The sequence below is a fragment of the bacterium genome (assembly GCA_018812485.1).
GTDB lineage: Bacteria > JAHJDO01 > JAHJDO01 > JAHJDO01 > JAHJDO01 > JAHJDO01.
In genome coordinates this window covers 1-23,178 of the sequence record JAHJDO010000097.1, presented here as the reverse complement: position 1 = coordinate 23,178, position 23,178 = coordinate 1, and the positions used below count along the sequence as shown (strand labels likewise).

General features: G+C 36.5%; 25 protein-coding genes. 3 read left to right on the top strand and 22 right to left on the bottom strand.

Features of this window, described 5'->3' with window-relative positions; translation table 11 throughout:
• Nucleotides 1-42: 42 nt before the first annotated feature.
• A complete protein-coding gene (locus KKC91_07765) occupies nt 43-1,068 on the bottom strand; it encodes a hypothetical protein (protein MBU0478448.1) in 1,026 nt (341 codons plus the stop codon).
• 388 nt (nt 1,069-1,456) lie between these two features.
• On the opposite strand from KKC91_07765, the gene KKC91_07760 reads away from it, so the two are divergent.
• On the top strand, nt 1,457-2,230 hold the full coding sequence (locus KKC91_07760) for a hypothetical protein (GenBank protein ID MBU0478447.1): 774 nt from the start codon (nt 1,457-1,459) through the stop codon (nt 2,228-2,230).
• Between the two features lie 60 nt (nt 2,231-2,290).
• On the opposite strand, the gene KKC91_07755 is transcribed toward KKC91_07760, so the two are convergent.
• From KKC91_07755 to tsaE, 13 genes are all read right to left on the bottom strand, one after another.
• The gene (locus KKC91_07755) at nt 2,291-3,790 is read right to left on the bottom strand and encodes a B12-binding domain-containing radical SAM protein (protein ID MBU0478446.1); all 1,500 of its coding nucleotides are present in this window, start codon (nt 3,788-3,790) and stop codon (nt 2,291-2,293) included.
• Nucleotides 3,790-5,379, bottom strand: coding sequence for a peptide-binding protein (locus KKC91_07750; protein MBU0478445.1), 1,590 nt, complete (start codon nt 5,377-5,379; stop codon nt 3,790-3,792). Before KKC91_07750 ends, KKC91_07755 begins: the two co-directional genes overlap by 1 nt.
• A gap of 17 nt (nt 5,380-5,396) precedes the next feature.
• A complete protein-coding gene (secG, locus tag KKC91_07745; protein ID MBU0478444.1) occupies nt 5,397-5,720 on the bottom strand; it encodes a preprotein translocase subunit SecG in 324 nt (107 codons plus the stop codon).
• A 4-nt stretch (nt 5,721-5,724) separates the two neighbouring features.
• Nucleotides 5,725-6,912 carry a phosphoglycerate kinase gene (locus tag KKC91_07740; GenBank protein MBU0478443.1) on the bottom strand — a complete coding sequence of 396 codons (1,188 nt, stop codon included), beginning with the start codon at nt 6,910-6,912 and terminating at the stop codon, nt 5,725-5,727.
• A 6-nt stretch (nt 6,913-6,918) separates the two neighbouring features.
• Entirely contained in the window at nt 6,919-7,923 is a 1,005-nt protein-coding gene (gene gap / locus KKC91_07735; protein ID MBU0478442.1) for a type I glyceraldehyde-3-phosphate dehydrogenase, read from the bottom strand.
• 101 nt (nt 7,924-8,024) lie between these two features.
• Entirely contained in the window at nt 8,025-8,843 is an 819-nt protein-coding gene (locus KKC91_07730; protein MBU0478441.1) for an alpha/beta hydrolase, read from the bottom strand.
• Between the two features lie 32 nt (nt 8,844-8,875).
• Entirely contained in the window at nt 8,876-10,102 is a 1,227-nt protein-coding gene (locus KKC91_07725) for an AAA family ATPase (protein MBU0478440.1), read from the bottom strand.
• A gap of 65 nt (nt 10,103-10,167) precedes the next feature.
• Nucleotides 10,168-11,055 carry a lysophospholipid acyltransferase family protein gene (locus tag KKC91_07720; protein ID MBU0478439.1) on the bottom strand — a complete coding sequence of 296 codons (888 nt, stop codon included), beginning with the start codon at nt 11,053-11,055 and terminating at the stop codon, nt 10,168-10,170.
• Nucleotides 11,052-12,125 carry a glycosyltransferase gene (locus KKC91_07715; protein MBU0478438.1) on the bottom strand — a complete coding sequence of 358 codons (1,074 nt, stop codon included), beginning with the start codon at nt 12,123-12,125 and terminating at the stop codon, nt 11,052-11,054. The genes KKC91_07720 and KKC91_07715 overlap by 4 nt, the downstream gene beginning before the upstream one ends.
• 37 nt (nt 12,126-12,162) lie before the next feature.
• Entirely contained in the window at nt 12,163-13,287 is a 1,125-nt protein-coding gene (alr, locus tag KKC91_07710) for an alanine racemase (protein MBU0478437.1), read from the bottom strand.
• Between the two features lie 2 nt (nt 13,288-13,289).
• On the bottom strand, nt 13,290-14,468 hold the full coding sequence (locus tag KKC91_07705) for an NADP-dependent malic enzyme (GenBank protein MBU0478436.1): 1,179 nt from the start codon (nt 14,466-14,468) through the stop codon (nt 13,290-13,292).
• Nucleotides 14,452-15,150, bottom strand: coding sequence for a tRNA (adenosine(37)-N6)-threonylcarbamoyltransferase complex dimerization subunit type 1 TsaB (tsaB, locus tag KKC91_07700; GenBank protein ID MBU0478435.1), 699 nt, complete (start codon nt 15,148-15,150; stop codon nt 14,452-14,454). The genes KKC91_07705 and tsaB overlap by 17 nt, the downstream gene beginning before the upstream one ends.
• The gene (gene tsaE, locus KKC91_07695) at nt 15,131-15,580 is read right to left on the bottom strand and encodes a tRNA (adenosine(37)-N6)-threonylcarbamoyltransferase complex ATPase subunit type 1 TsaE (protein MBU0478434.1); all 450 of its coding nucleotides are present in this window, start codon (nt 15,578-15,580) and stop codon (nt 15,131-15,133) included. Before tsaE ends, tsaB begins: the two co-directional genes overlap by 20 nt.
• A gap of 110 nt (nt 15,581-15,690) precedes the next feature.
• On the opposite strand from tsaE, the gene KKC91_07690 reads away from it, so the two are divergent.
• Together KKC91_07690 and KKC91_07685 are read left to right on the top strand one after the other, a co-directional pair.
• A complete protein-coding gene (locus KKC91_07690; protein MBU0478433.1) occupies nt 15,691-15,978 on the top strand; it encodes a type II toxin-antitoxin system Phd/YefM family antitoxin in 288 nt (95 codons plus the stop codon).
• A complete protein-coding gene (locus tag KKC91_07685; GenBank protein MBU0478432.1) occupies nt 15,975-16,388 on the top strand; it encodes a putative toxin-antitoxin system toxin component, PIN family in 414 nt (137 codons plus the stop codon). Before KKC91_07690 ends, KKC91_07685 begins: the two co-directional genes overlap by 4 nt.
• An 11-nt stretch (nt 16,389-16,399) precedes the next feature.
• Here the strand turns inward: KKC91_07685 and KKC91_07680 are convergent, their stop codons facing one another.
• The 8 genes from KKC91_07680 to KKC91_07645 form a co-directional block, all read right to left on the bottom strand.
• Nucleotides 16,400-17,956, bottom strand: coding sequence for a glycosyltransferase family 39 protein (locus tag KKC91_07680; GenBank protein ID MBU0478431.1), 1,557 nt, complete (start codon nt 17,954-17,956; stop codon nt 16,400-16,402).
• A gap of 187 nt (nt 17,957-18,143) precedes the next feature.
• Nucleotides 18,144-18,473: a phasin family protein gene (locus tag KKC91_07675; GenBank protein MBU0478430.1), complete on the bottom strand. Its 330-nt coding sequence runs from the start codon at nt 18,471-18,473 to the stop codon at nt 18,144-18,146.
• The gene (gene mtnA, locus KKC91_07670) at nt 18,470-19,513 is read right to left on the bottom strand and encodes an S-methyl-5-thioribose-1-phosphate isomerase (GenBank protein ID MBU0478429.1); all 1,044 of its coding nucleotides are present in this window, start codon (nt 19,511-19,513) and stop codon (nt 18,470-18,472) included. The genes KKC91_07675 and mtnA overlap by 4 nt, the downstream gene beginning before the upstream one ends.
• Nucleotides 19,514-19,516: 3 nt before the next feature.
• Nucleotides 19,517-19,993, bottom strand: a complete 477-nt coding sequence (gene rfaE2 / locus KKC91_07665; GenBank protein ID MBU0478428.1) for a D-glycero-beta-D-manno-heptose 1-phosphate adenylyltransferase — start codon at nt 19,991-19,993, stop codon at nt 19,517-19,519.
• Nucleotides 19,974-20,558 carry a D-sedoheptulose 7-phosphate isomerase gene (locus tag KKC91_07660; GenBank protein ID MBU0478427.1) on the bottom strand — a complete coding sequence of 195 codons (585 nt, stop codon included), beginning with the start codon at nt 20,556-20,558 and terminating at the stop codon, nt 19,974-19,976. Before KKC91_07660 ends, rfaE2 begins: the two co-directional genes overlap by 20 nt.
• An 8-nt stretch (nt 20,559-20,566) precedes the next feature.
• Nucleotides 20,567-21,523 carry an NGG1p interacting factor NIF3 gene (locus tag KKC91_07655; GenBank protein ID MBU0478426.1) on the bottom strand — a complete coding sequence of 319 codons (957 nt, stop codon included), beginning with the start codon at nt 21,521-21,523 and terminating at the stop codon, nt 20,567-20,569.
• Nucleotides 21,524-21,528: 5 nt separating this feature from the next.
• Nucleotides 21,529-22,758 (bottom strand): bifunctional phosphopantothenoylcysteine decarboxylase/phosphopantothenate--cysteine ligase CoaBC, encoded by a 1,230-nt coding sequence (gene coaBC / locus KKC91_07650; GenBank protein MBU0478425.1) that lies wholly within the window; start codon nt 22,756-22,758, stop codon nt 21,529-21,531.
• A 1-nt stretch (nt 22,759) separates the two neighbouring features.
• A complete protein-coding gene (locus KKC91_07645) occupies nt 22,760-22,951 on the bottom strand; it encodes a DNA-directed RNA polymerase subunit omega (protein MBU0478424.1) in 192 nt (63 codons plus the stop codon).
• Nucleotides 22,952-23,178 lie beyond the last annotated feature (227 nt).

Sequence of the window (23,178 nt, the reverse complement as noted above, 5' to 3'; positions counted from 1 at the left end):
ATTGTGGGGATATGTTTAAAGAGAACATTATTTTATGCAAAGTCAATGATGTGTGTTACGATAACAATGACAGAGAATTGTTCTTTGATAATCAACTGTTTTAACAGTAACTTTGCATAATATTTTTCTTGGGATAACATAATAGATAACACTTCCATCATCATTAGTAAAACGAACAAACCTGGCATCTTCGATACCCCTTGTTTCAGTATAAGATACAGGAAAGATTACACGTTCCGATATTGAGGTATCTAAAGAAAAAGTAATTTCATAATGAGAACTTGCTAGAAAATTTATTGCCTGAACAACTCTTTTTTTAGTAAAGGTTAATTCCTCGTTTTTTGAAAAAGCGTCTAGACTCTGCTGCAATTCTCCATAAATAAAGGTCTCATTTAATTTATTAAAAATCTGATCTATAGTTTTTGATACTATTTTTTGTACAAGGTTTTCCTCTTTTTTTGTGATATCTTTATATACATTCATCTTTTCAAATTTTTCGATAAAATCATTTTTATTGTATTTATGACGTTTAATAGATTCAGGAACATCCACAATAGATTTTACAGGTCTAAAATTAAGGTTGTTATTTTTATCAATAATTCCGCTTCTAAAAACTATTGATGAAACATGCCCTTCACCAGTTGCCCTAAAACTCACAATAATTCTTTTTTGTCCCTCTTCAGTCAGATTCGACTGATCGGGATCTTCAATAATTGAGGGATTAAAAAAAGCAGCAGATTCGATAGAATATTCCATTGTAAAATAAGAACCAATAAGTAATTGAGTTTCCTTAGAGATAGTTTCCGGATTGATTTTTAAATCTAACAAATAATTTTCAATTTTATTAAAATGTTTTTCAAAAATAATAGTTATATTTCTGTGACGTTCGGAAAAATTTCTTAATACGTCATTCAAGTTTAAGAGTATTTCACTTTTCGATAATTTTAAAATTTTGGAAAGAACTAATTTTATTCTTTCTTCTCCTCCTCCTGGACAAAAGAAACGGGCTATAACCCTTTTTGTATCAGGGAAAAAATTCACATCTTGTCGTTTTATTGTTAGCGGCATATTATTTCTCTTTTTGTTAAAGGTATAGTAGTTTCAATTTTTACAACGTTTTTATAGCCAAAATTGCCTCTTTTAGGCGATTTCATAATCATAATGTGTGTAAAGACTTTATTGTCTCAGCACATACTCCTAATCTTAGAACATTGACATATAACAATTAATGGACGAAATTCCTTTTATCCTTAAAAATCCCATTTTACATGTTTTGAATATACACTATATCGGCAGCGTTGTCACTAAAATTCTTGCTAAATTACGCATTTCGTATAATATGGATGTTTCGGCAAAAAAGTGAGGTGGAGACAACCATGGTTTATACCCATGTGATAAGAGATATGTCAAATGCTCCTCAAAGCCCGCTTGATAATCTTTATGAAAACAACAATAAATGAAATCATATAAAACATTTCTACCGTTTTTTATTTTAATAGTTTTTGCTTTCTCTGATCATATACTAGCTGAAGACTGGAAAGTCTATAAATCCGATCATTTTTCAATATATTATGAAGACAATTTGGGTTTTGCTCAGCGTGTTGGGTATAAAGCAGAAGAATATTATAAGCAGTTAGACAGAAGTGTAGGCTTTACCAGATTTGGGAAATTCTGGACTTTTGATAAAAGATGTAAGATATACATATATGCAAATAAGGAGAGTTATCTGAAAAACAATGATATTCCATCCTGGTCAGCAGGATTTGCCAATTATGATAAAAGAGAGATAGTAAGTTATAAAGAGTCAGTAAATTTTTCAGACTCTCTTCTGCCTCATGAAATGACGCATCTAATCCTGGCAGATTATATAGGGAATAATATTCCTTTATGGTTCAATGAAGGTCTTGCTGTGAACATGGAGCTAACAAGCAAATCAGGATATATAAGTGCAATAAAGGAAGAATTAAAAAAAGACAATAATCTTTCCATCCATGAAGTGCTTGATAAAACTAATTATCCTGAAGATAATGAAAAAGTCCTGCTTTTCTACAGCATATCCTATTCTCTTGTAGATTTTTTAAGAAGCAAAGGCCAGTATAGATTTACTAATCTTTGCAGAGATTTGCGTGATGGAAAGAATTTTGAAGATGCGCTTAGAACAAGTTATCAATTCGACTTTGGAAATCTGACACGTCTTGATAAGAAGTGGCAGGAATATATAAGAAAATAGGGTTTGTTATGTCAACAGGAACAAAATTGCGACATTGTCCTTTTCTTTTTCTATAGCGCATTATTTGTTGGTAAGTACTCTTATGCCTTTTTGTAAGCTTTTACCTATTCCCAACTTTTGTATTTTCCAAAATGTGTTCAAAGAAAAAACTCGTTCCATCCTCTTCAGCCAGTTTTTCCTGTCTACCATTTTCTCTACTTTAGAAACTAACATTCTAAATCTCTCAGGAGTTATGTTAATACAAAAACAGTTAGCTGGACTTTGATGATTATATAAAGAGATGTCATAGTAATCATTAATTAATCCATTTTCTTTACAAAATTCAAATGCTTCCGTGCCTGGATAAGGAGTAAATATACTATAGATCAATATATCACACTTAATTTTTTTCATAGTTACTAAAGTATCATTCAATGTATTCTCGGTTTCTTGGGGAAAACCAACTATAAAGAAAGCCTCTAATCGAATACCGTATGTCTTAATAATTTTACACGCAGAAATGGCTTGTTCTATAGTGAACCCTTTTCTCATCTTCTTCAGTATTTCATTATTTCCCGACTCAATACCAATTTTTATTGAAGTACATCCTGCTTCTTTCATAAGAGATATTCTTTGTTCATCAACCAACTTTACATGAAGTTCACAGCTCCATTTCAATCCCGGACAATGTTTGATAAGGGCATTACACAGGTCATTAAGGTATTGTATATTTATACCGAAAATGTCGTCGTCAAAATGGATTGAGAATAATCCTTTCTTTTGAAGAGCTTTAATTTCTCTTATAACATTATCAGGAGAACGAAATCTTACATTACGACCCCATATCTTTCGGGATCCACAAAAGAAACAATTATATGGACAGCCTCTGGTTGCAAAAACATTTTCGAATGTAGTTATAGGATATTTGTCATAGTCTTTTAGTGCTTCTGTGGCACTTTCATGAGGAAAGCTAAGAGAATCTAAATCTTCTATAAATTCTCTTGGAGCATTTTCAACAATCTGACCGTCTTTTCTATAGACAATACCTTGAATGGTATCAAATCCCTTTTGGGCATCTATTGCCTTAATCAACTCAATAATAGTTCTTTCGCCTTCGCCTTTGACACACACATCAATATCTGGACAATTTAACACACCTGACCCTACCATGGAAGGATGTGGCCCACCTGTTATCACGATTATTTGCTTATCGATTTCTTTAGCAATTTTGGCCACTATGCATGCTGATGCAAAATTTTGAGATTTGGCAGAAATCCCGACAACAGTGGGATTATATTCTGATATAGTTGATTTAATCTCTTTCCACATTGGTGATGATAAGTCTTTTAGATTGTTTAAATAATTATCAAAACCAGTACTTGCTAAATAACTGACTTTGATGAGTTCGCTTGGAAAATTAAAGTCAGCATTGTAGGCCATTACATTCCAGTTAGTCTCCTTTTTTATTGTTCCTGCCAGATACCCCAAAGAGAAAGGATACCTCTCAAGTGAGTATGTATCTTTAAATAGACGAAAAAAGGGGGGTTCTATAAGTAATATTTTATGCTGATTTTCTTTCATTATTGCGTATATTTCTGCAGACGCTTCGGTACATACCATTTTATAAAATCGTAGCCTATTCCGATCGGAGAGACTTCTATGCCTTTAAAGCGTGTATGAACAACCGGAAGCGAATCAGGCACATATAAAAATGTATATGCCTGGTCTTCAGCTAAAACCTCGTGGATCCTATGATAAATCTGTCTCCTTTTCTCTATTTCAAATTCCTTTCTTCCATCCTCCAAGAGCTTGTCTATCTCTGGATTATTATAAGAAAGAAAATTAAACTCTCCCTCTTTTATTTTAGATGAATGCCAGATATCAAAACAATCCGGATCTCTGCCCAGATTCCATGCGAGTAAAATAGTATCAAACCTTTTTTTATTAATAAATTCATTTAGAAAAGACGCCCATTCAATTATTCTTATATTTACCTTAATACCAACAAGTCTGAGATTCTGTTGTATAATTTCTGCGCATTTCTTCCTCTGTGTATTTCCCTGATTTGTTATAATCTCAAATTCGAACTTTTCCCCATCCTTATCAATCCAACTATCTCCATCATGGTCCTTCCACCCGCATAGTTTTAGCATCTCTTTTGCCTTTAGCGGATTATACGGGTATCTTCTCACGTGTTTGTTGTATGCCCATGATTCAGGAGGAAAAGGACCTGTTGAGATCTCTCCTAAGCCTAATAAAACTCCCTTGATAATCTCAGACTTATTAATTGCATATGTTAAAGCCTGTCTAACAAGTTTATTTTTAAATAACGGGTTTTTAAGGTTGTAACCTAGATAGGTATAACCAAAGCTTGGATATTTATATTTGCTGAAACCAGTTTTAAACCATGTCTTATTAGTCTGATAAGTATATTGAACAGGATTAAGCCCCATCCAATCAATATTCCCAGCGCCAAGTTCAAGAAACATTGTCGCATCGTCTGGAATTATCTGGTAAACATACTTATCTATATATGGTCTGCCTTCAAAGTAGTCATTGTTTGCTTCAAGAACAATTCTTTGTCCGGTTTTCCATTCTTTAAACTTATATGGTCCTGTTCCTATTGGATGCCGCGCAAAACTACACTTGATTAAATTCTTATCTTTTAGAAGATGCTCAGGCATAATCCACATTCCCCAGCTGGCAAGAGCTGGAGAAAATGGCTCTTTGTATGTTACTTTGAATGTATAAGGATCAACAATTTCTGCTTTTTTTATTCGTTCAAAATCACCGCCGTATGGAGTAGGAACATCTGGATCTGTAAGTTTTTTATATGTAAACATCACATCAGAAGCTGTAAATGGAAAACCATCGTGCCATTTAACGTTTTCCTGTAAATGAAATGTAACAGTGAGTCTGTCAGAAGAGACTTCCCATGATTCTGCCAGATCCCCAACCAGTTTTATGTTCTTATCGTACTTAAGAAGTCCATTAAATACCAGCCCTACAATATCTTGAGAAGCACTGTCTGAAGCCAATATTGGAACAAGTGTTGAGGCATCCCCTATTGAGCCTGCAATTATTGCATCACCATATGCAGGCTCGCCAGAGATTGAGTGTGTATTTATAAATAAAAAAAATACCGCAAGAAGCGGTAATATATTCTTCATAATATAATTTCTATAACTTATTTTTCTGCCGTCTGTTTAGACACTTTTTCTTTTACAGCTTCAGCTTCTACCTGCTTTATACCTTCCTTTTTCACTATGGAAGTGCCGCTGTAATGAGAAACCCACATAAAGCTTAATGATATGGACGTGAGGACGAAAATTATAGCCATTGCTGTGGTAAGTTTTGTCATAAATGTCTCAGAACTTGTTCCAAATAGAGATTGAGTGCCTGCTCCGCCAAACATACTGGCAATATCTGCGCCTTTTCCTACCTGAAGAAGAACAATTAAAATCAGACTTATACAAGCTACAATATGGATTACACTTATAAACGTAAACATAAAATTATTTATCCGTTAATGCAGCAATGCCCGGCAGCTCAATGCCTGCAAGATATTCAAGAGATGCGCCTCCGCCTGTAGATATATGGCTGATCTTATCTGCCACACCTGCCTTATTTACAGCTGCTATGGAATCTCCTCCTCCAATGACAGTATATGCGTCTACTTTAGCAAGCGCTTTTGCGATAGCAATAGTGCCCTTTGCAAATTTATCTATCTCAAAAATGCCCACCGGCCCATTCCAAAAAACAGTTTTTGAAAGCCCAATCTCAGTTTTGTACTCTTCGATTGCCTGAGGTCCTATATCAACCCCTATCCAGCCTGCGGGAACTGCTCCTCTTTCAGTTATTATTGTTTGAGCATCTTCAGAGATTTCCTGAACTATTACATGGTCTAAAGGAGTGTGTAATTCTGCACGTGCTTTACGCATTTTTGTTATTATTTCTTTTGCAACGTCTATTTTGCTTTCATCTACAAGAGAGTTTCCAACTGTCCAGTTTTTTGCCTTGCAAAAAGTGTATGCTACCCCGCCTCCGAGCAGCAAAGTATCTATTTTATCAATAAGGCTTTCCATAACCGGTATTTTGTCAGCAAGTTTAGCCCCACCCATAATAAGAGTAAAAGGCCTCGCAGGATTCTCTGTTAACTTACTCAAAGCTTTTATCTCTTTTTCCATCAGAAAGCCGCATGCAGCCTTATTAATAAACATTGCCACTCCGACTGTTGAGGCGTGTGCGCGATGAGCAGTTCCAAAAGCATCATTAACATAAATATCTGCCAGTTTTGCCATAGACTGAGAGAAGTTTGCATCGTTTTTTTCTTCTTCCTCATGAAAACGCGTATTTTCAAGAAGCAATACTTCTCCTTCCTTTAAATTATTTACTTCTTTTTCAACCTCAGAACCAATACAGTCATCCGCTTTTTTAACTTTTATACCTAATAACTCCTCCAGCCTTATGCCTACGGGAGTTAATCTCATCTTTTCATCTACTTTTCCTTTTGGTCGTCCAAGATGAGAAACAAGTATTAACTTAGCTTTATTTTCTATTAAATACTTAATACTCGGCAAAGCTGCTTTTATGCGAGTATCATCCGTTATATTACAGTTACCATCCAAAGGAACATTAAAATCCACCCTCATTAAAACTTTCTTATCTTTGATTTCTATATCTCTTAAAGATAACTTGCTCATATTTTTTTACTGCCTTGAAATTATATATTCAGCTAAATCAACAACTCTGTTTGAATAACCCCATTCATTATCGTACCATGCAAGAACTTTAACCATGTTGCCATCTATAACCTTTGTACACAACGCGTCTACAATTGATGATTTGCTGTTTCCATTAAAATCCTTTGATACTAAAGGTTCATCGCAGTATTCGAGATATTTGCTCAACTCATTCTCTGCCGCATTCTTTAAAGCGGCATTTACCTCTTCTGCACTTGTTTTTTTCTCCGTATTCGCAACAAGATCAACCAGAGAGACATTTGGCGTTGGGACCCTGATAGCCATTCCGTCCACTTTGCCTTTTAATTCAGGGATAACGAGCGCAACAGCTTTTGCAGCTCCTGTTGTTGTTGGGATCATTGATACAGCCGCTGACCTCGCTCTTCTTAAATCCTTATGCGGGAAATCAAGTATAACCTGATCATTTGTATATGAATGAATTGTTGTCATCATCCCCTTTGTTATACCAAAATTATCCATCAAAACTTTTGCGACAGGAGCCAAACAGTTTGTAGTGCAAGAGGCGTTTGAAATAATATGATGTGAAGAAGGATCGTATTTATCCTCATTTACTCCCAATACAATTGTTATATCCTCATTCTTTGCAGGAGCTGATATAATTACTTTCTTTGCTCCTGCCTGAATGTGAGCAATTGCTTGCGACTTGTCCGTGAACCTTCCTGTTGATTCAATAACAATGTCCACGCCCATCTCTTTCCATGGCAACTGAGACGGGTCTTTCTGAGCAATAACTTTTATTTCTTTACCATTAATAATTATTGCATCGTTTTTAGCTTCCACAGTCCCGTTAAATATTCCAAAAGTGGAATCATATTTAAAAAGATGCGCTAATGTTTTTGCATCTGTAAGGTCATTTACCGCTACAAATTCCAGTTCATTTGATCTTAAACCTGCCTTTAAAACCAATCTTCCAATCCTTCCAAATCCATTGATTCCAACCTTTGTTGCCATTGACGAATCCTCCTCTACATTGATTAACTTTTGAGTACGATTATTAATTTAGGCTCAATTATACAAAATTAAATATCAAACTTCAACAGGTTTCACTGTCCTTATTTTAAGTTTTTCTTAATGAAGTTTTTTATTGTCTCCTCATATTCTTTACCCATTATTATAAAACCATCATTATGTCCACCACGCATTTGATAGAATTGTTTAGGTGAAAGGGCTGCTTTAAAGATTTTCTCTCCATGGTGGAATGGTATTATTTCATCCTCCTCTGAATGTATTATAAGCTTTGGAATCTTTATGCTTTTTATTTTTTGAATACTGTCATATTTTATGCTTGCACAATATTTAATTGGCAAAAATGGATAAAATTCCTTCCCAATATCAATTATAGATGTAAATGCGCTTTCTGAAATAAGCAAGCCCTTATTAATTTTTGATGCAAGGTCAATTGCTATTGAACCCCCAAGAGAACGGCCAAATATGATAAGCTTATCCTCATCCAGTTTTTTCTCTGAGATGAGCCAGCTATATGCAGCCATTGCGTCCAGATAAGTGCCTTTTTCTGTTGGAAATCCCCTGCTTTTGCCATAACCCCTGTAATCAAATATAAAAATATTCAAACCAAGATTATGAAAGATGTCTATACTGTCAAGACGGTCGCTTATATTCCCAGCATTCCCATGGCAAAAAAGGAGAGTTGATATTGCTCCTTCACAAGGAACATACCAGCCATTCAGCTTAACATGATCATTTGTTTCAAAAAAGATATCTTCAAACTTTAAACCAATACTTTCTGGAATTCTGCTAATCTCACGCGTAGAATAGTAAATATTTTTCCATTCAAAATACCTGAAATATAGATGGAGAAAGGAAAAAACAATTAGTGTCCCAACAATATATTTAACAACTTTCATCCACATTTAGAACACCTCTTATTTGCTTCTTAAAAAACCTACATTTCCTGCCATGGTATGGCTGTTATTTGTTTGGTGATTTGCAATCTATGTGGACTGCGACAGACGATAAAGCCACGTTTCGCGCAATCAGGATAAGTTTGCATAAATAATTTTACATGTCTAGCATCTGTTTCTCTAGGATTATCTGTCCATTTAACTTCAATAGGTATAACTTCATTAGGCGTTTCAAGGACAATGTCAACCTCAGCTCCTGATACAGTCCGCCAAAAATAAAGACAGTAATTCCGACCAAGGTAGCCACACCGATGCCATAACTCAGTAAGAACCCACTGCTGAAATAATGTCCCTGCCTGTACTTGCAGGCTTTGTTTTGTTAGTGAAATCCGCGCCAGCGCGTTACGTACTCCTAAATCAAAAAAGCAGAACATGGGTGTAGTCAATAATCGCTTTCTTGTTCTGCCTTTAAACGGTAGCAGCCAATAACCTATGAATGTATCTATCAAAACCTGATAAAAAGAACGTAAGGTAGCTACAGGTATTCCTGACTGTTGCGAAAGTTTAGTCAAGTTCATTATTTGTCCCGATTCTAATGCGGCTAACTCCAGAAATTTACTAAAATGACCCACATTTCGTACTAACGCTTCTCGACGTATTTCCTCTTCCAAATAAATTTCAGCATAGGATTCTAATGTTGCTTTTCGGGTAGGGTCCTGTTCCATAACTATCCCTGGAAGGTTTCCATACAAAAGTAGTGTTTCTATATCTGCTTTTGGGAAACCATGATGTAATGATTTAGCAATTGCCATAGGTAATATAATTGAATCGTTTGCATCTTGCCTCTCTGTAGAAATTAGTGGAAAAAGATGGTACTGGTGCGCTCGTCCTGGTAATAGATTGGCTGCTGAATAGCGTAATTTACGCGCGGAACTTCCTGTAAGAATAAATTCAAATCTCTCAGGATCTTCATCATAGAGTAATTGAATATCGTCAAGTAGTGCTGGTACTTTCTGGATTTCATCAATTAGAACTGTCCGTTTCCTTGATTCTGCCTTAAGCATTCTTATCAGTTCATCCGGCTGCCTTTCAAAACGCAGCCGAACCCGACGGTCCTGAAGATTTATAAACAAAGCGCTTGATGGAGCTAACCGACGAAGTAAAGTAGACTTCCCTGTTTGACGCGCCCCAAAAATAAGACGTACCTTATGTTGCGACAATGAACTTCTTAATTTTTGCTCTATCCAACGAGACATAATAGCATGCATTTCAAATACCTCAATAATTCATGAATAATTATTATCTTTATGTATATTATACAGTATTTTTTACATTAAGCTAATAGTTTTTTAGGCTGGGTTTTCCAGCGATTATGTAGCCAGAACCACTGGTCAGGATATTGTCTGATATAAGATTCAATAACCTTAGAAAATTGCGCTGTGTATTTCCGTATATCATTCTCTGCGTTTTCAGAACTATGCGCATATATAGGATTTCCAATAAGTATTCTGTGGTGTTTCCTCTCTCTTACAATAAAAGCTGGAACAACTGGTGCTCCTGTTCTCAGGGCAAAAACAGCTATTCCTTTTGCAGTAGCTGCAGGACTTCCAAAGAAATCTACAAAAATCATATCTTTTCTCGTATTTTGATCCATTAATATAGCAACCAGTTCATTATTACTGAGTGCGCGAAGCACCTTTCTAATGGGATCATTCTTCTGAATAACTTTCATTCCAACAAGCCTTCTATACCTGTCAATAGTATTCCCTATTCTTCTGTTATCTGAAAGTCTGCCAATTACATTTACAGGATATCCCAAAAGTCCAAAAGCGGCGCCCAAAAGTTCCCAGTTTCCAAAATGCGCACCAAGCAAAATAGCTCCTTTCCCTTCTTTTAGAATGGGGGCTATTTTACATAGCTCAGACGTATCAACAATTCTTCTTATTCTTGTTCCATTCATTCTAGGAAGCTGCAGAAATTCCAGAAGTGTCTTTCCAAGATTACGATACATCTTTCTTGCTATCTTTTTCAGTTCAATTTCACTCTTCTGATTTCCAAAAGCTATTCTAAGATTTTTAAAAACCTGTTTTCTCCTGACTCTAATTATGTAAAATGCGAAATCTCCAAGAATATTGCCTAAAAAAAGCATTAAACTTCTAGGCAGATACCTCACGCATACAGCTACTGTTACTCCCAAAAAATACTGACGGGTATGTCTCATATTTTTTTATCCATCAACTCTTCATAGAGTTTTTCAGTTTTGTGAATCATCCGGCTTAAAGAAAAACTTTTGACAGTTTCTTTAGCAGCAAGCCCCATTCTTATAGTCAATTCTTCATTGCCAGCTAATGTCAGTATCCTATCTGCAAGAGCATCTTCATCTCTGGAAGAAACAATAAACCCATTTTTCCCATCAATGATAATCTCCTTGTTGCCACCCACATCTGTTGCAACAACCGGCTTCCCGCAGGCCATTGCTTCTAAAACTGCGTTTGAGAACCCTTCTCTGACAGACGAAACTACTGAAATGTCTGAGAGGTATAGTATATCTTTTACATCGTCTCTTTTACCTGTAAAGACAACATTCTCTTTTATGCCTAATCTTTCCGAGCAAGATTCTAAACTCTCTTTCATTGGACCATCTCCAATTATCAGAAACTTTAGGTTTTTCATTCTGGGGATTATTTTTCTTGCTGCTCTTAATAAGTATTCATGTCCCTTTTGCGGATGAAGTCGGCCGATAGCTACTATTACTTTATCGCCCTGCAATAAGCCCAATTCAGCCTTTTTCTTAAAAATCATTTCCTTTGCAGGTATATTATTTTGCCAGAAATCCAAATCCACTCCATTATAGACAACCTCAAATTTATCAGCAGAAATATTAGCATTTTTTACATAAAAGCTTTTAACTGCTTCTGATACTGCAATAATTTTATCGGAGTGTGCAGCAAGCCATTTGTCTAGGGTTAGCTGCCAGTTGCTTTTCCAACTATCCACATTATGCTCATTTGCAATTATAACAGGCACACCTGCTAATTTTGCCGCAAATCTCCCTGTAGTGTTGGGTTTGTGGCAGTGAGTATGAACTATATCAATATTTTCCTTCTTCATGATTGAGCACAGTCTATATATGCAAACAGGATCAAACTTGAATCTGCGCGAGACTATTCGGACTGGAATTCCAGATTGTTCCAGGCAATGCTGCAATTCTCCGGATTTGAAGCTGCATACGACAATTTCATACCTCTCTTTGTTGAGTTTTGGTAAAAGCGACACCATTCTTTTCTGCACACCACCCACTCCCAAATTCGAAATTATGCGTAAAATTCTAATTTTTTCCATATACTCTCGGCACTCTTTTACTAATCATGCAGAATACTTCATTAGGTATTGTGCCTATTTTTTCTGCAATTTCCTCAGCACTTATTTGCCCCCGTCCCTGCTTGCCAATTAAAACAACCTCATCCCCCACGCATACCTCAGAAATTCTACTTACATCCACTATTAACTGATCCATACAAACTCTTCCCACAATAGGAGCTCTTTTACCTTTTATCAGCACCTCTCCCTTGTTTGAAAGTAATCTGCTGTATCCATCACCATATCCAACCGGTATTGCAGCAAGCCTTGCTTTTGACTTTGTTATGTGGGTTCTTCCATAGCTGATTGTAGAACCTCGTTTCACATCTTTTATAAAGACAACTCTTGTTTTTAGTGTCAAAGCTGGTTCAAGCTTGATGTCCTTGGAAACATAAGGCGATGGATATGCCCCATAGAGCATTAAGCCCGGGCGGACCATATCAAAAAAACTGTCATGAATATTTTCAGAGAGAATGGCTCCGCTGTTTGCCATGTGCCTTATAGGTATTAAGATTCCTGAGTTTTCTAGTTTATCCAGAATATCTTTGAACCGCTTTATTTGAAGCAGACTGAAACTTTTATCAGCTTCATCAGAAGAAGGGAAATGCGTAAATATACCTTCTAAGAACAGGTTTTCTAATTTAGCGATCTCTTTTACAAAATCTACAGCATGTTCAAAGTGTGAACCTATCCGTCCCATCCCTGTATCAATTTTAACATGTACTGCTACTTTATTAGGAAACTCTTTTGCTTTTCTATTCAATGCTTCTGCAAAGTCCAGGTCTGCTATAGTTGGACTTATATTATATGAAAGGATATCCCCTATTTCATATTTAAATGAACAGCCAAGTATTAAAATCGGTATATTTATATCCGCTCTGCGCAGGTGGATAGCTTCTTCAATATTGGCAACACCAAGATAGTCAACGCCACATTTTACTGCGGTTTTTGCTGTCTCTGCATCTCCGTGTCCATAAGCATTTGCCTTAACTGCTGCAAGAATTTTTCTATCTTTACCTACTATTTTTCTTATGCAGGCAACGTTATGTCCTATAGCTTTTAAGTTAATCTGTGCAACAGTGCGGTATTCCATATTTATTTCCTTGCAACACCACTGGACTTGGCTGCTTTTGCAACGGCTCTGGAAACAGCGCTTTTTATTCTTTTATCAAAAGGATTAACAATTATGTAATCATCACGCAATTCTTTATTTGATATTAAGCTTGATAATGCCTCTGCAGCCGCTATTTTCATCTCTTCGTTTATATCCGACGATCTTACATCCAACGCGCCTCTGAATATTCCTGGAAAGGCAAGCACATTATTAATCTGATTTGGCATATCACTGCGGCCTGTTCCAATAATTCTCGCTCCAGCCCGCTTAGCCTCTTCGGGTGCGATTTCTGGAACGGGATTTGACATGGCAAAAACAACTGCCTCTTTATTCATATTCTTTACCATTTTCCCTGTTACTAAACCAGGGCCTGATACTCCTATAAAGACATCAGCTCCGACTGTAGCGTCTGCCAGAGTTCCTGATAAGTTCTCAGGATTCGTAATTTCTGAAATCTCCTTTTTTGCAAAATTCATATTGCCTTCTCTGTTTTTGTGTATTATGCCTGCTCTATCGCATATAAGAATATTCCTGCATCCTGCGTTAGTAAGCAGCTTTGAGATGGCGATCCCAGCCGCTCCTGCCCCAAGGATAACAACTTTTATTTTGTCTATTTGTTTGCTAACTAATTGTAAGGCACTAAGCAATGCAGCATACACAACAACCGCTGTTCCATGCTGATCATCATGAAATACCGGAATGTCTAACTCTCTTTTAAGTTTTTCTTCTATGAGAAAACATCTTGGGGCTGATATATCCTCAAGATTAATTCCTCCAAAAGCAGGAGAAATTAGTTTCACTGTCTCCACTATTTTATCAGTGTCTTGTGAGTTTATGCATATAGGAAAAGCATCTACGTCTCCAAATTGTTTGAAAAGAACGGCTTTCCCTTCCATAACAGGCAAAGATGCATCTGCTCCAATATTGCCTAAGCCTAAAACAGCGCTTCCATCAGTAACAATAGCTATTGTGTTCCATTTTGAGGTAAGGTCATAAATCTTCTCCCTATTTCTGAAAATTTGCCTGCATGGTTCTGCGACTCCGGGAGTATAGGCAATGCTTAAGTCGTGAATGTTGTTTAGTTTAATCTTACTCTTTATTTCAATCTTACCTTTTAATTTTTTATGAGCCTCAAGGGATTCTTTACTTAATCTTTCCATGCTTCTCCTTCCATTTCATTTCTGCATCCGATAATCTTACATAATTTGGCTTCAAGTCAAAATGACTCAAACCTTTACCTTCTTTTAATCTCTTCTCACCCAAAAGTGCAATACTCGAAGCGCGTGGAATACCTGAATGAGGAGGACACACAAGAGCCAAATCACCTAATTCTTTTTTTAATGTATTGTAATATAGTGCGCATGCATTGCCGATAAAGATTGTTTTCTTTTTTATTTTCTTAATCAATTCTTCAATCGGAAGGACCATGTCCTCTGTCAGCTTTTTCATATTTGGCATTTCATAAATCGCCGTATATACCTGCTTTCTTCTTGCGTCTGTAATTACACATACTTGGCCAGTGTATGAATCCACAAGGTTATATGCGATTCCACCTAGTGTGGAAACCCCAGCTGTTTGAATGTTAAGCGCCATTGCCATTCCCTTTGCTGCACTGATACCTATTCTAACCCCGGTAAAAGACCCTGGCCCTATTGAAACAACAATAGCTCCTATGTCACTTGGGATTAATTCGACATTTGCGAGAACATGTTTTATCATTGGCATAAGACGCTGTGAATGTGTTTTTGTTATATTTGTTGTGTATTCCGCTATAAGCTGGGAATTCTCCAGTATACATACACTGCAAACATTAGTAGCGGTTTCAACACCAAGTATTTTCATAAGATGCGCCTTTGGCTTGTAAAGTTATTTTTCTCTTATCCTTTCCAGTTACTTCTATGTTTATCCTTAGATATTCTTCAGGCAACATTTCCTCTGCCTTATCTGCCCATTCTATTATACATGTTCCATTTCCATAGATATATTCATCCCAGCCTATGTTGTAAAGCTCTCTTGAATCATTTAATCTGTATAGATCAATATGATAAACAGGAATTCTCCCATTATATTGATTGATTATTGTGTAAGTCGGACTTGTTATATAATTTTCCTTTACTCCAAGACCACTGCACAAGCCATTGGCAATAACCGTCTTGCCTGCTCCCAGTTTACCAATCAAAGCAATAACATCTCCCTCTTTTAAAAACCCGCTTATCTTTTTACCCAGACACTTTGTTTCTTCAGGACTGTTTGTGGTGAATGCTTTTTTCATGCTCTAAATATTACTCTAATTGTGGTAAAAAGGGAAGAAAGAATTTGTCGTGGTTGACAATTGCGTGACGATTGTATACACTGTAACTAAATACGAAAAAGGAGGCATATATGCAGTTCGTCACTGTAAGAGACCTGCGTGGAAAATCTGCTCAAGTTTGGCAGAGGCTGTCAAATGAAAAGGAAATGGTAATTACTTCAAACGGGAAACCTATTGCTATCCTGTCTGCTACGTCAGAAGGTTCCCTTGAAGAGTCTCTAGCTGCATTTCGTCAGGCTCGCGCAATTGGAGCCGTGACTTCACTGCAACGACGATCTGTTGAAATGAGAACTGATCAAATGATCCTTGAAGAGATAAACTCTGAAATTAAAGCAGAACGAAAGAAACGTTCTAAATGAAAATAGTTCTGGACACTAACATAATTGTCTCTGGCCTGCTTTCTCCGTATAATGCTCCAGGGGAAATCGTTCGTATGGTATCATCAGGCATTTTGAAACTCTGTTACGATGCGCGAATTCTCTCTGAATATCAAAGTGTGCTACTCCGCCCGAAATTCAAATTTGATCCAGAGCACATTGATGCTCTTATCGACCAGATAGAAGCCTGCGGCTGCATAGCTGCATCAAAACCACTTCCTGAAAAACTACCAGATGCAGATGACGAAGCATTTTTGGAAGTTGCACTTGGAGCAAAAGCCAAATATCTAATTACAGGAAATGCAATACACTATCCATTGAAATTACGACAAGGAATAAAAGTTATATCGCCAGCTGAATTTATAGATGCTTATAGAAAGTTAGGGCTGTAGGATAATCTATGCTAATTTTGGTTCTGATATTTTAAGTTATTTCCAATACTTTGTCTTACCTTTGACATCTCTACATCATCAGGACACAATTTGAGATACCTATCAAGGTAATAAACTGCCCTAGATTTATCTCTAACATAAGTACCGTAAGCTATTGCCGTGCTTTTCAATGCCTTTGCATAATAAGGGTCAAGTTTCAAAACCTCTTCAAATTCTCTTATAGCTAGTCTCGGCTTTCTCTGTCGAAGAAGGCAAAATCCCTTCATATAAATAGGCTTAATATAATTCGCTCTTAATTTTATTGCGTTATCAAACTGCATGATTGCGTTGCTATACTTTTCGCCCATGGCATAGGAAAGGCCCATATTGTAATAGTCTTGCGGTAATATAAATCCTTGCGGTCTCGGCCATATTAAAAAAGACAAGAAAACAGCACATAGAAGAGGCAAAACTAGTTTCTTGAAATCTTTGTCCATGGCTTTCTTCCATAACCAATCAATAAAAAACCCTGTGAACAATATTAAGAACGGCACTATAGGCTGTCGAAACCTTGACAGGATATAAAAAGCCATAACAGAGCAAAAGCATCCAATAATTATCAAATATAAAAGTAAATATTTTTTCCAATTTCGAACAGATATAATAATACCGATTATTCCCATTGAGGCTATAAATACAAAACCGGGAAGAGGAAGGCTCAGAAGACCGGAGAATTTTCTCGATAAATAAAAATTGGAATTATTTGGTATCTCGTATCCGTTCCAGAAAGCGATAGACTTTTTTATCTGCTGGCGGAACCATATAGAAGGCGTTTTGAATGCTATTTTTAAAACATTAAAACATGTTTGTATCTGATTTTTTCCAGAATATGTATCGTCTTTGATGTAATAGAATCCACTACCGGGAGATCTAGCATCGTGACCGCACACAAATGCAGTTACGCCCTGAGATGACATAGAAAATAAATTAACTCCAACAATATGATTGCGAACAAAAAGAGGTGTAAGCGCGAATAAAACACCAAAGAAAAAACACATAAATCGCTTAATTAATAGTTTTTTATTCTTTAGCGTCACATAAACCAACCATATCAGAATAAATAGAACCAATATGATATTATTTGGCCTGCATAGTATTAACAAACCGAGTACAATCCCCGGGATTAACCATATGGCAGCTTTTTTGCTCTTTGAGAGACGTACAATTGAGAAAACTAAAAGGACAGTTAAAAAAACTGTGATTGTTACACGCAATAATTCTCCTTCATAGAAAATTAATACTACATATAAGCTGCAAATTATTCCTGATATTACGCCAACCGTTCTATTAAAGATTCTATTTCCTATTAGGTATAATAAAACACATGTTCCAGCTCCCATAATTATTTGAAATATTCTCACCATGATATAATGATGTCCAAATAGGCTGTATATTGAGGCAAGAAAGTATGGATAAAGAGGAGATTGCGAATAAATGCCTTTTCCTCCCAGAATATCTCCCTGTGAAATCTGAAGAGAAAATTTATCAAATCTTTCCTGATCCAGTCCCATAGGGATATTAAAAAACATAGGATTATCTCTCATCTGATACAGGTAAACGAATCTTATGGATAAGGCGAAGGCGAAGATTATTAATGGAATAAAAACTACAATTTTTTTGTTTTGCATATTAATCATAACAACACTAACATAGAAGAAGGGCAGACACAGAAGTCTACCCCTATATTTTTACCATTTTCATTCTGTAGAGGCGAACTTATATGTTCGCCTTAACTTTTTTAGCACGAGGTTTGCGCTTAACAGAAGATTTTTTTGTTTTTTCTAATGTATTGAGTCTTTTTTTAATATCTTCTATCTCTTTTCTAGTAGGGATATTTAATTTGCGGATTGCCTGATGTATCTGCCCATCTATCTTCTTTTGAAGAGCAGATGCGCTCTTCTTTATTCTTTTTGTCCAATCATTAGTCATTTTTTTAGCTTCTTTACTACCTACTTTCCCTTTTTTATAAAGTTCATAAATAAGCTCATTAGCTTTCTCTTCTGTATGAGCAGCCAGCTCCATTGCTTTTTTTATAAAATCCTTCATAATTTCACCTCCTTTTCTATTATTTTTCCCTTACCGGGTTTTTTAATTATACCACATTCCGTTATTATTGCAGATATAAACTTTGAGGGGGTTACATCAAAGGCAGGATTATATACGCCTACATTTTTGGGCGCAATCCTTTTCCCGTATAAATTTATCACTTCTTTAGGAGACCTTTGCTCAATGGGAATGTCTTTACCGGATTTTATTTTCATATCAAATGTGGAAATAGGCGCAGCTACATAAAAAGGAATATTATGAGCCTTTGCAAGCACTGCCAGACTGTATGTGCCTATCTTATTTGCAGTATCTCCATTAGAAGCGATTCTATCAGCTCCGACTATTACGCAATTTATTTTCCCCTCTTTCATTAATGAACCGGCCATATTATCGCAGATTAATGTAACATCAATCCCTGCCTGCATCAGCTCCCATGTTGTAAGCCTTGCTCCTTGCAGTAATGGTCGAGTTTCGTCTGCATAAACTCTTATCTTCTTGCCTTGCTCATTTGCATAAAAAATTACACCTAGAGCTGTTCCGTAATCAGCAGTAGCTAATCCTCCAGCATTACAGTGAGTTAAAATCACATCTCCGTCTTTTATAAGCTTTGCCCCGTTTTTACCGATATTTCTGCAAATATTCTTGTCTTCCTCTATAATCTTTTGTGCTTCATTTAATAATTTAGATTTTATTGTATTAACTGAAAGATTTCTATGTTGTTCACAACATACGCGCATTCTATCCAGCGCCCAGAAAAGATTAACGGCAGTAGGTCTTGAGGATGATAGATATGATATAACTTGTTCCAGTCGTTTTTTAAACTGAACATAACCTCTGACCTTTGAATCCTGTATTCCAAGAACAACACCCAATGCTCCGGCAATGCCTATGGCAGGAGCTCCCCGAACCCTCAAATTCTTAATTGCCTCCCATATACTCTTTACAGTATCGCAATATATATATTTAAACTTGTTTGGAAGCAAAGTCTGATCTATTAATTTAATTCTTCCTTTATGCCAATGGATTGTTTCAACAGGCATTACTTAGCTCCTAATTATCTTTTTAATAATCTCTGAAGTTGACTTCCCTTTCACTTCCGGAATGGTTATAACCTTTCCGCCGTGCGAGGTTACAGTGTTTCTGCCAATAATCTGATCTATCTTATAATCTCCTCCCTTTACCAGGATATCAGGGAGCAATGCTGATATAGTTTTCTCAGGATCCAGTTCATCAAAAATTACAATGTAATTAACAAATTCAAAAGCGGAGAGTATTTCTGCGCGTTCATCCTGAGGGAATAGAGGCCTTTTATTGCCCTTTAAGCCCTTTACGGATTTGTCACTGTTTATAGCAACTATGAGTATATCGCAAAGCTTTTTTGCAGCTCTTAAATATTTTACGTGTCCAACATGTATGAGATCAAAACAACCATTCGTAAAACCTATCTTCTTCCCTTGCTTTTTAAAAGAGTCTATTATTTCCTTTAATGCGGAAAGAGATTTAACTTTGTCTTTGCTCACAATATAATTTTTCTTCCACAAGTTTACAGATTATGTGAATTACTGTAATGTGAGCTTCCTGAATACGTGGTGTACTTGAACAAGGGGCAATGAAGCATAAATCTGCTATTTTTGAGAGCTCTCCACCTTTTCCGCCTGAAAATCCAATAGTTGTAAGTTTCATACTTTTTGCTTTGCGGATGCCAGCTAATACATTCTCAGAATTTCCACTTGTTGATATACCCAAAGCCATATCTTTCTGAGTTCCTAATGCCTCTATCTGACGCGAAAAAATCTCATTAAAGCTGTAATCGTTGGATATTGAGGTTATCACAGAGCTATCTGTAGTTAAGGCAATTGCTGGTAGTGCCCTTCGTTCCAGTTCAAACCTGCCAACCAGTTCTCCAGCAATATGCTGTGCGTCAGCAGCACTGCCTCCATTCCCAAAAACAAGCAGCTTCCCTCCCCCGCTCAACACATCAGCAATGCTGTTTACCATCTTAACTATAACGTCAATCTGATTAGCTATAATATCCTGCTTTACTGCGATGTTCTCCTCGAGTATTTCTACTATGTGTTTGTCCATAGTTCTATTTACTTTCTCTTAACCCGCCTGAATCCAGAGCATTCAATCACATTAATCTTCGGATCTAGTAGCAAACGATCAAACATGAGATTTAAACCTAGATTATCACTTGCTATATGCCCTGCGATTATGACGTTCAAGTGATTCTTTTCAGCCTCTTTTCTATGATCCTCACTTAAATGCATACACACAATTGTGTTTATATCACTAGCAAGAAGCATTTTGAATATATCCTTTGAGCCTTCCGTTCCGCCTGTCATATCTATAAATATTTTGCCAGCGCTTCTCTCTTTTGATCCAATAAGAATATTAGGACCTGCACCATTCATCGCAGCTTGCTTATACTCCTCTATTTCCAACAGCATGCTTACAACTTCGTTCATTGTACAAGGTTCTTCTTTATCAAAAAGCCTCTGCAAGTATGTCGCCACCATATTATCGGCAGGTGTATGAAGGTTCATAAAAGGCAGTCCGATTAATCTGGCTGCGTCAACTGCCCTTGTATGATTTATCGGCATAAGTCTTCTCTGAACTTCCTTAACCCTATGTTCCATCAGGCTTTCTGCTACGTTAATTGGTACACCGTGCAAGCTGAGAATGTTTGCCTGCATCTTCATCACATTATACAGCATCGCATATGGCAATCCTTCAGGATGATGAGCTATAACTGCATCTATCTGTTTGCCTCTATTTCTTAGGATATCTGCCAGAATTAGCTCGCCAACTTCAATATCTATACCGACAAGCACAGTTTTAATCGTCTCATCACCGCTGCCATTTAATATTCTTGAGTCAGAGTATGGATTTCTAAGAGATTCTTTATCAAAAAATTCTTTCTCTTTTTTCTTTAATTCCTCATATTTATTCTTGTTTTGCTTGAGTTCAAGCAAAACAGTTTGTTTGCCTCTTGGATCATTTTCAATCCCAATCGTAATTGCTTTTCTATAGAGTTCTTTCAGGTTCATATGACTTATGCTCCTTTATTTTTATTAATGAGTTCCACAATTCTATCCCAGATTCTATGGGCTACTTCTTCTTTAGTCCACTTTGGTAATTCTTCTACATTATTGCTTCTATCGATTATTTTTACAATATTAGTCTCGCTTTCAAAGCCTGCGTCAGGCTGGGTTACATCATTAACCACTATTAAATCCAGGTTTTTTTTCTTTAATTTTGTCCTGGCGTTTTTTATAAGATTATTGGTTTCTGCTGCAAAGCCGACAATAATTCTACCATTTTTTATTTTTCCCAGTTTTTCTAATATATCATCCGTAGGCTCCAAATCTATTTTTAACATACCTTTTCTTTTTATTTTGTTTTTTTCTGTTTTTTGGGGTTTAAAATCACCAACAGCAGCAGCCATTACTAAAATATCAGCTTGTTCAAAACTATCCAGGACAGCTTTGCCCATTTGATCTGCAGTTTCCACTGAGATGTATTTTACACTCTCAGGAGGAGCTAAAAGTGTTTTTCCACTTATTAATGTTACATTTGCCCCTCTTACTCGTGCAGTATGTGCTAAGGCAAATCCCATTTTCCCTGTAGCTGGATTTCCAATAAATCTTACAGGGTCTATATACTCTCTTGTGCCACCTGCTGTTACAAGAACTCTTTTCTCTTTCAGGTCATATGTATCAAAAAGATCCCTTTCAATTAAGACGTCAACAACATGCTGAATAATTGAGTCCACTGATGCCAGTCTCCCCTCTCCTTCTTTTCCACATGCCAACTTTCCGTAATCAGGATTAATAAATTTGACACCAGCTATCTGCAGCTTTTTCTCATTATGAGAGTATATATGACTTTTATACATCCTCTCATTCATAGCAGGAGCCATCAAAACGGGTTTATTCCCAGCAGACAGTAATGTTGTAGAGAGAAGGTCATCTGCAATACCACTTGCTACTTTTCCTATAATATTGGCAGTTGCCGGTGCTACAAGGAACAAGTCAGCACTATCACTTATAGCTATATGAGTTAGTGGGTCTTCAAGCCCGCCTGAGGGAGGGAACATGCTAATATGTACAGGATTATTGGAGAGTGTCCGTAATGTTGTCTCTCCAATGAATTTAGCAGCATTTACCGTCATGACAACCTTGACATTTGCATTCAAGTCCTTTAATCTTCTTACTATTTCCGCTGCTTTGTATGCTGCAATGCTGCCCGTAACACCAAAAATTATTGTTTTTCCTGTTAGCATCTTACTTCTTCTTTTTTCCTTTTTTCTCTTTACCCTTCTCCATTACTTCAGGCTCTGTCTTTTCACTCTTTACAGTCTCCCAACCTATCATTCCTGTTCTAATTTCCTCTAGGGCAATATTTACTGGCGTATCTTTAATATCTACAAGTTTCGGCGATCCTGCATTAAGCTGTCTTGATCTCTTTGCAGCCATATTTAGCAGAATGAATATATTATCTGCTTTCCCTAAAAGTTCTTCGCTATTTGAATCTATCACGTTTTCCTCCTTTATTCTAAAAAACTAGTCTCCTGTAAAATTCACAACTCACTGTTACACAGGAAGTTGCAAACATTAATTTCTTGACTTTCCCCTCCAGCCTTGATATAATGTAACTGCTTCTCAAATAATAAGTTACAACAAAAACCGAAAGGAAAAGTCAT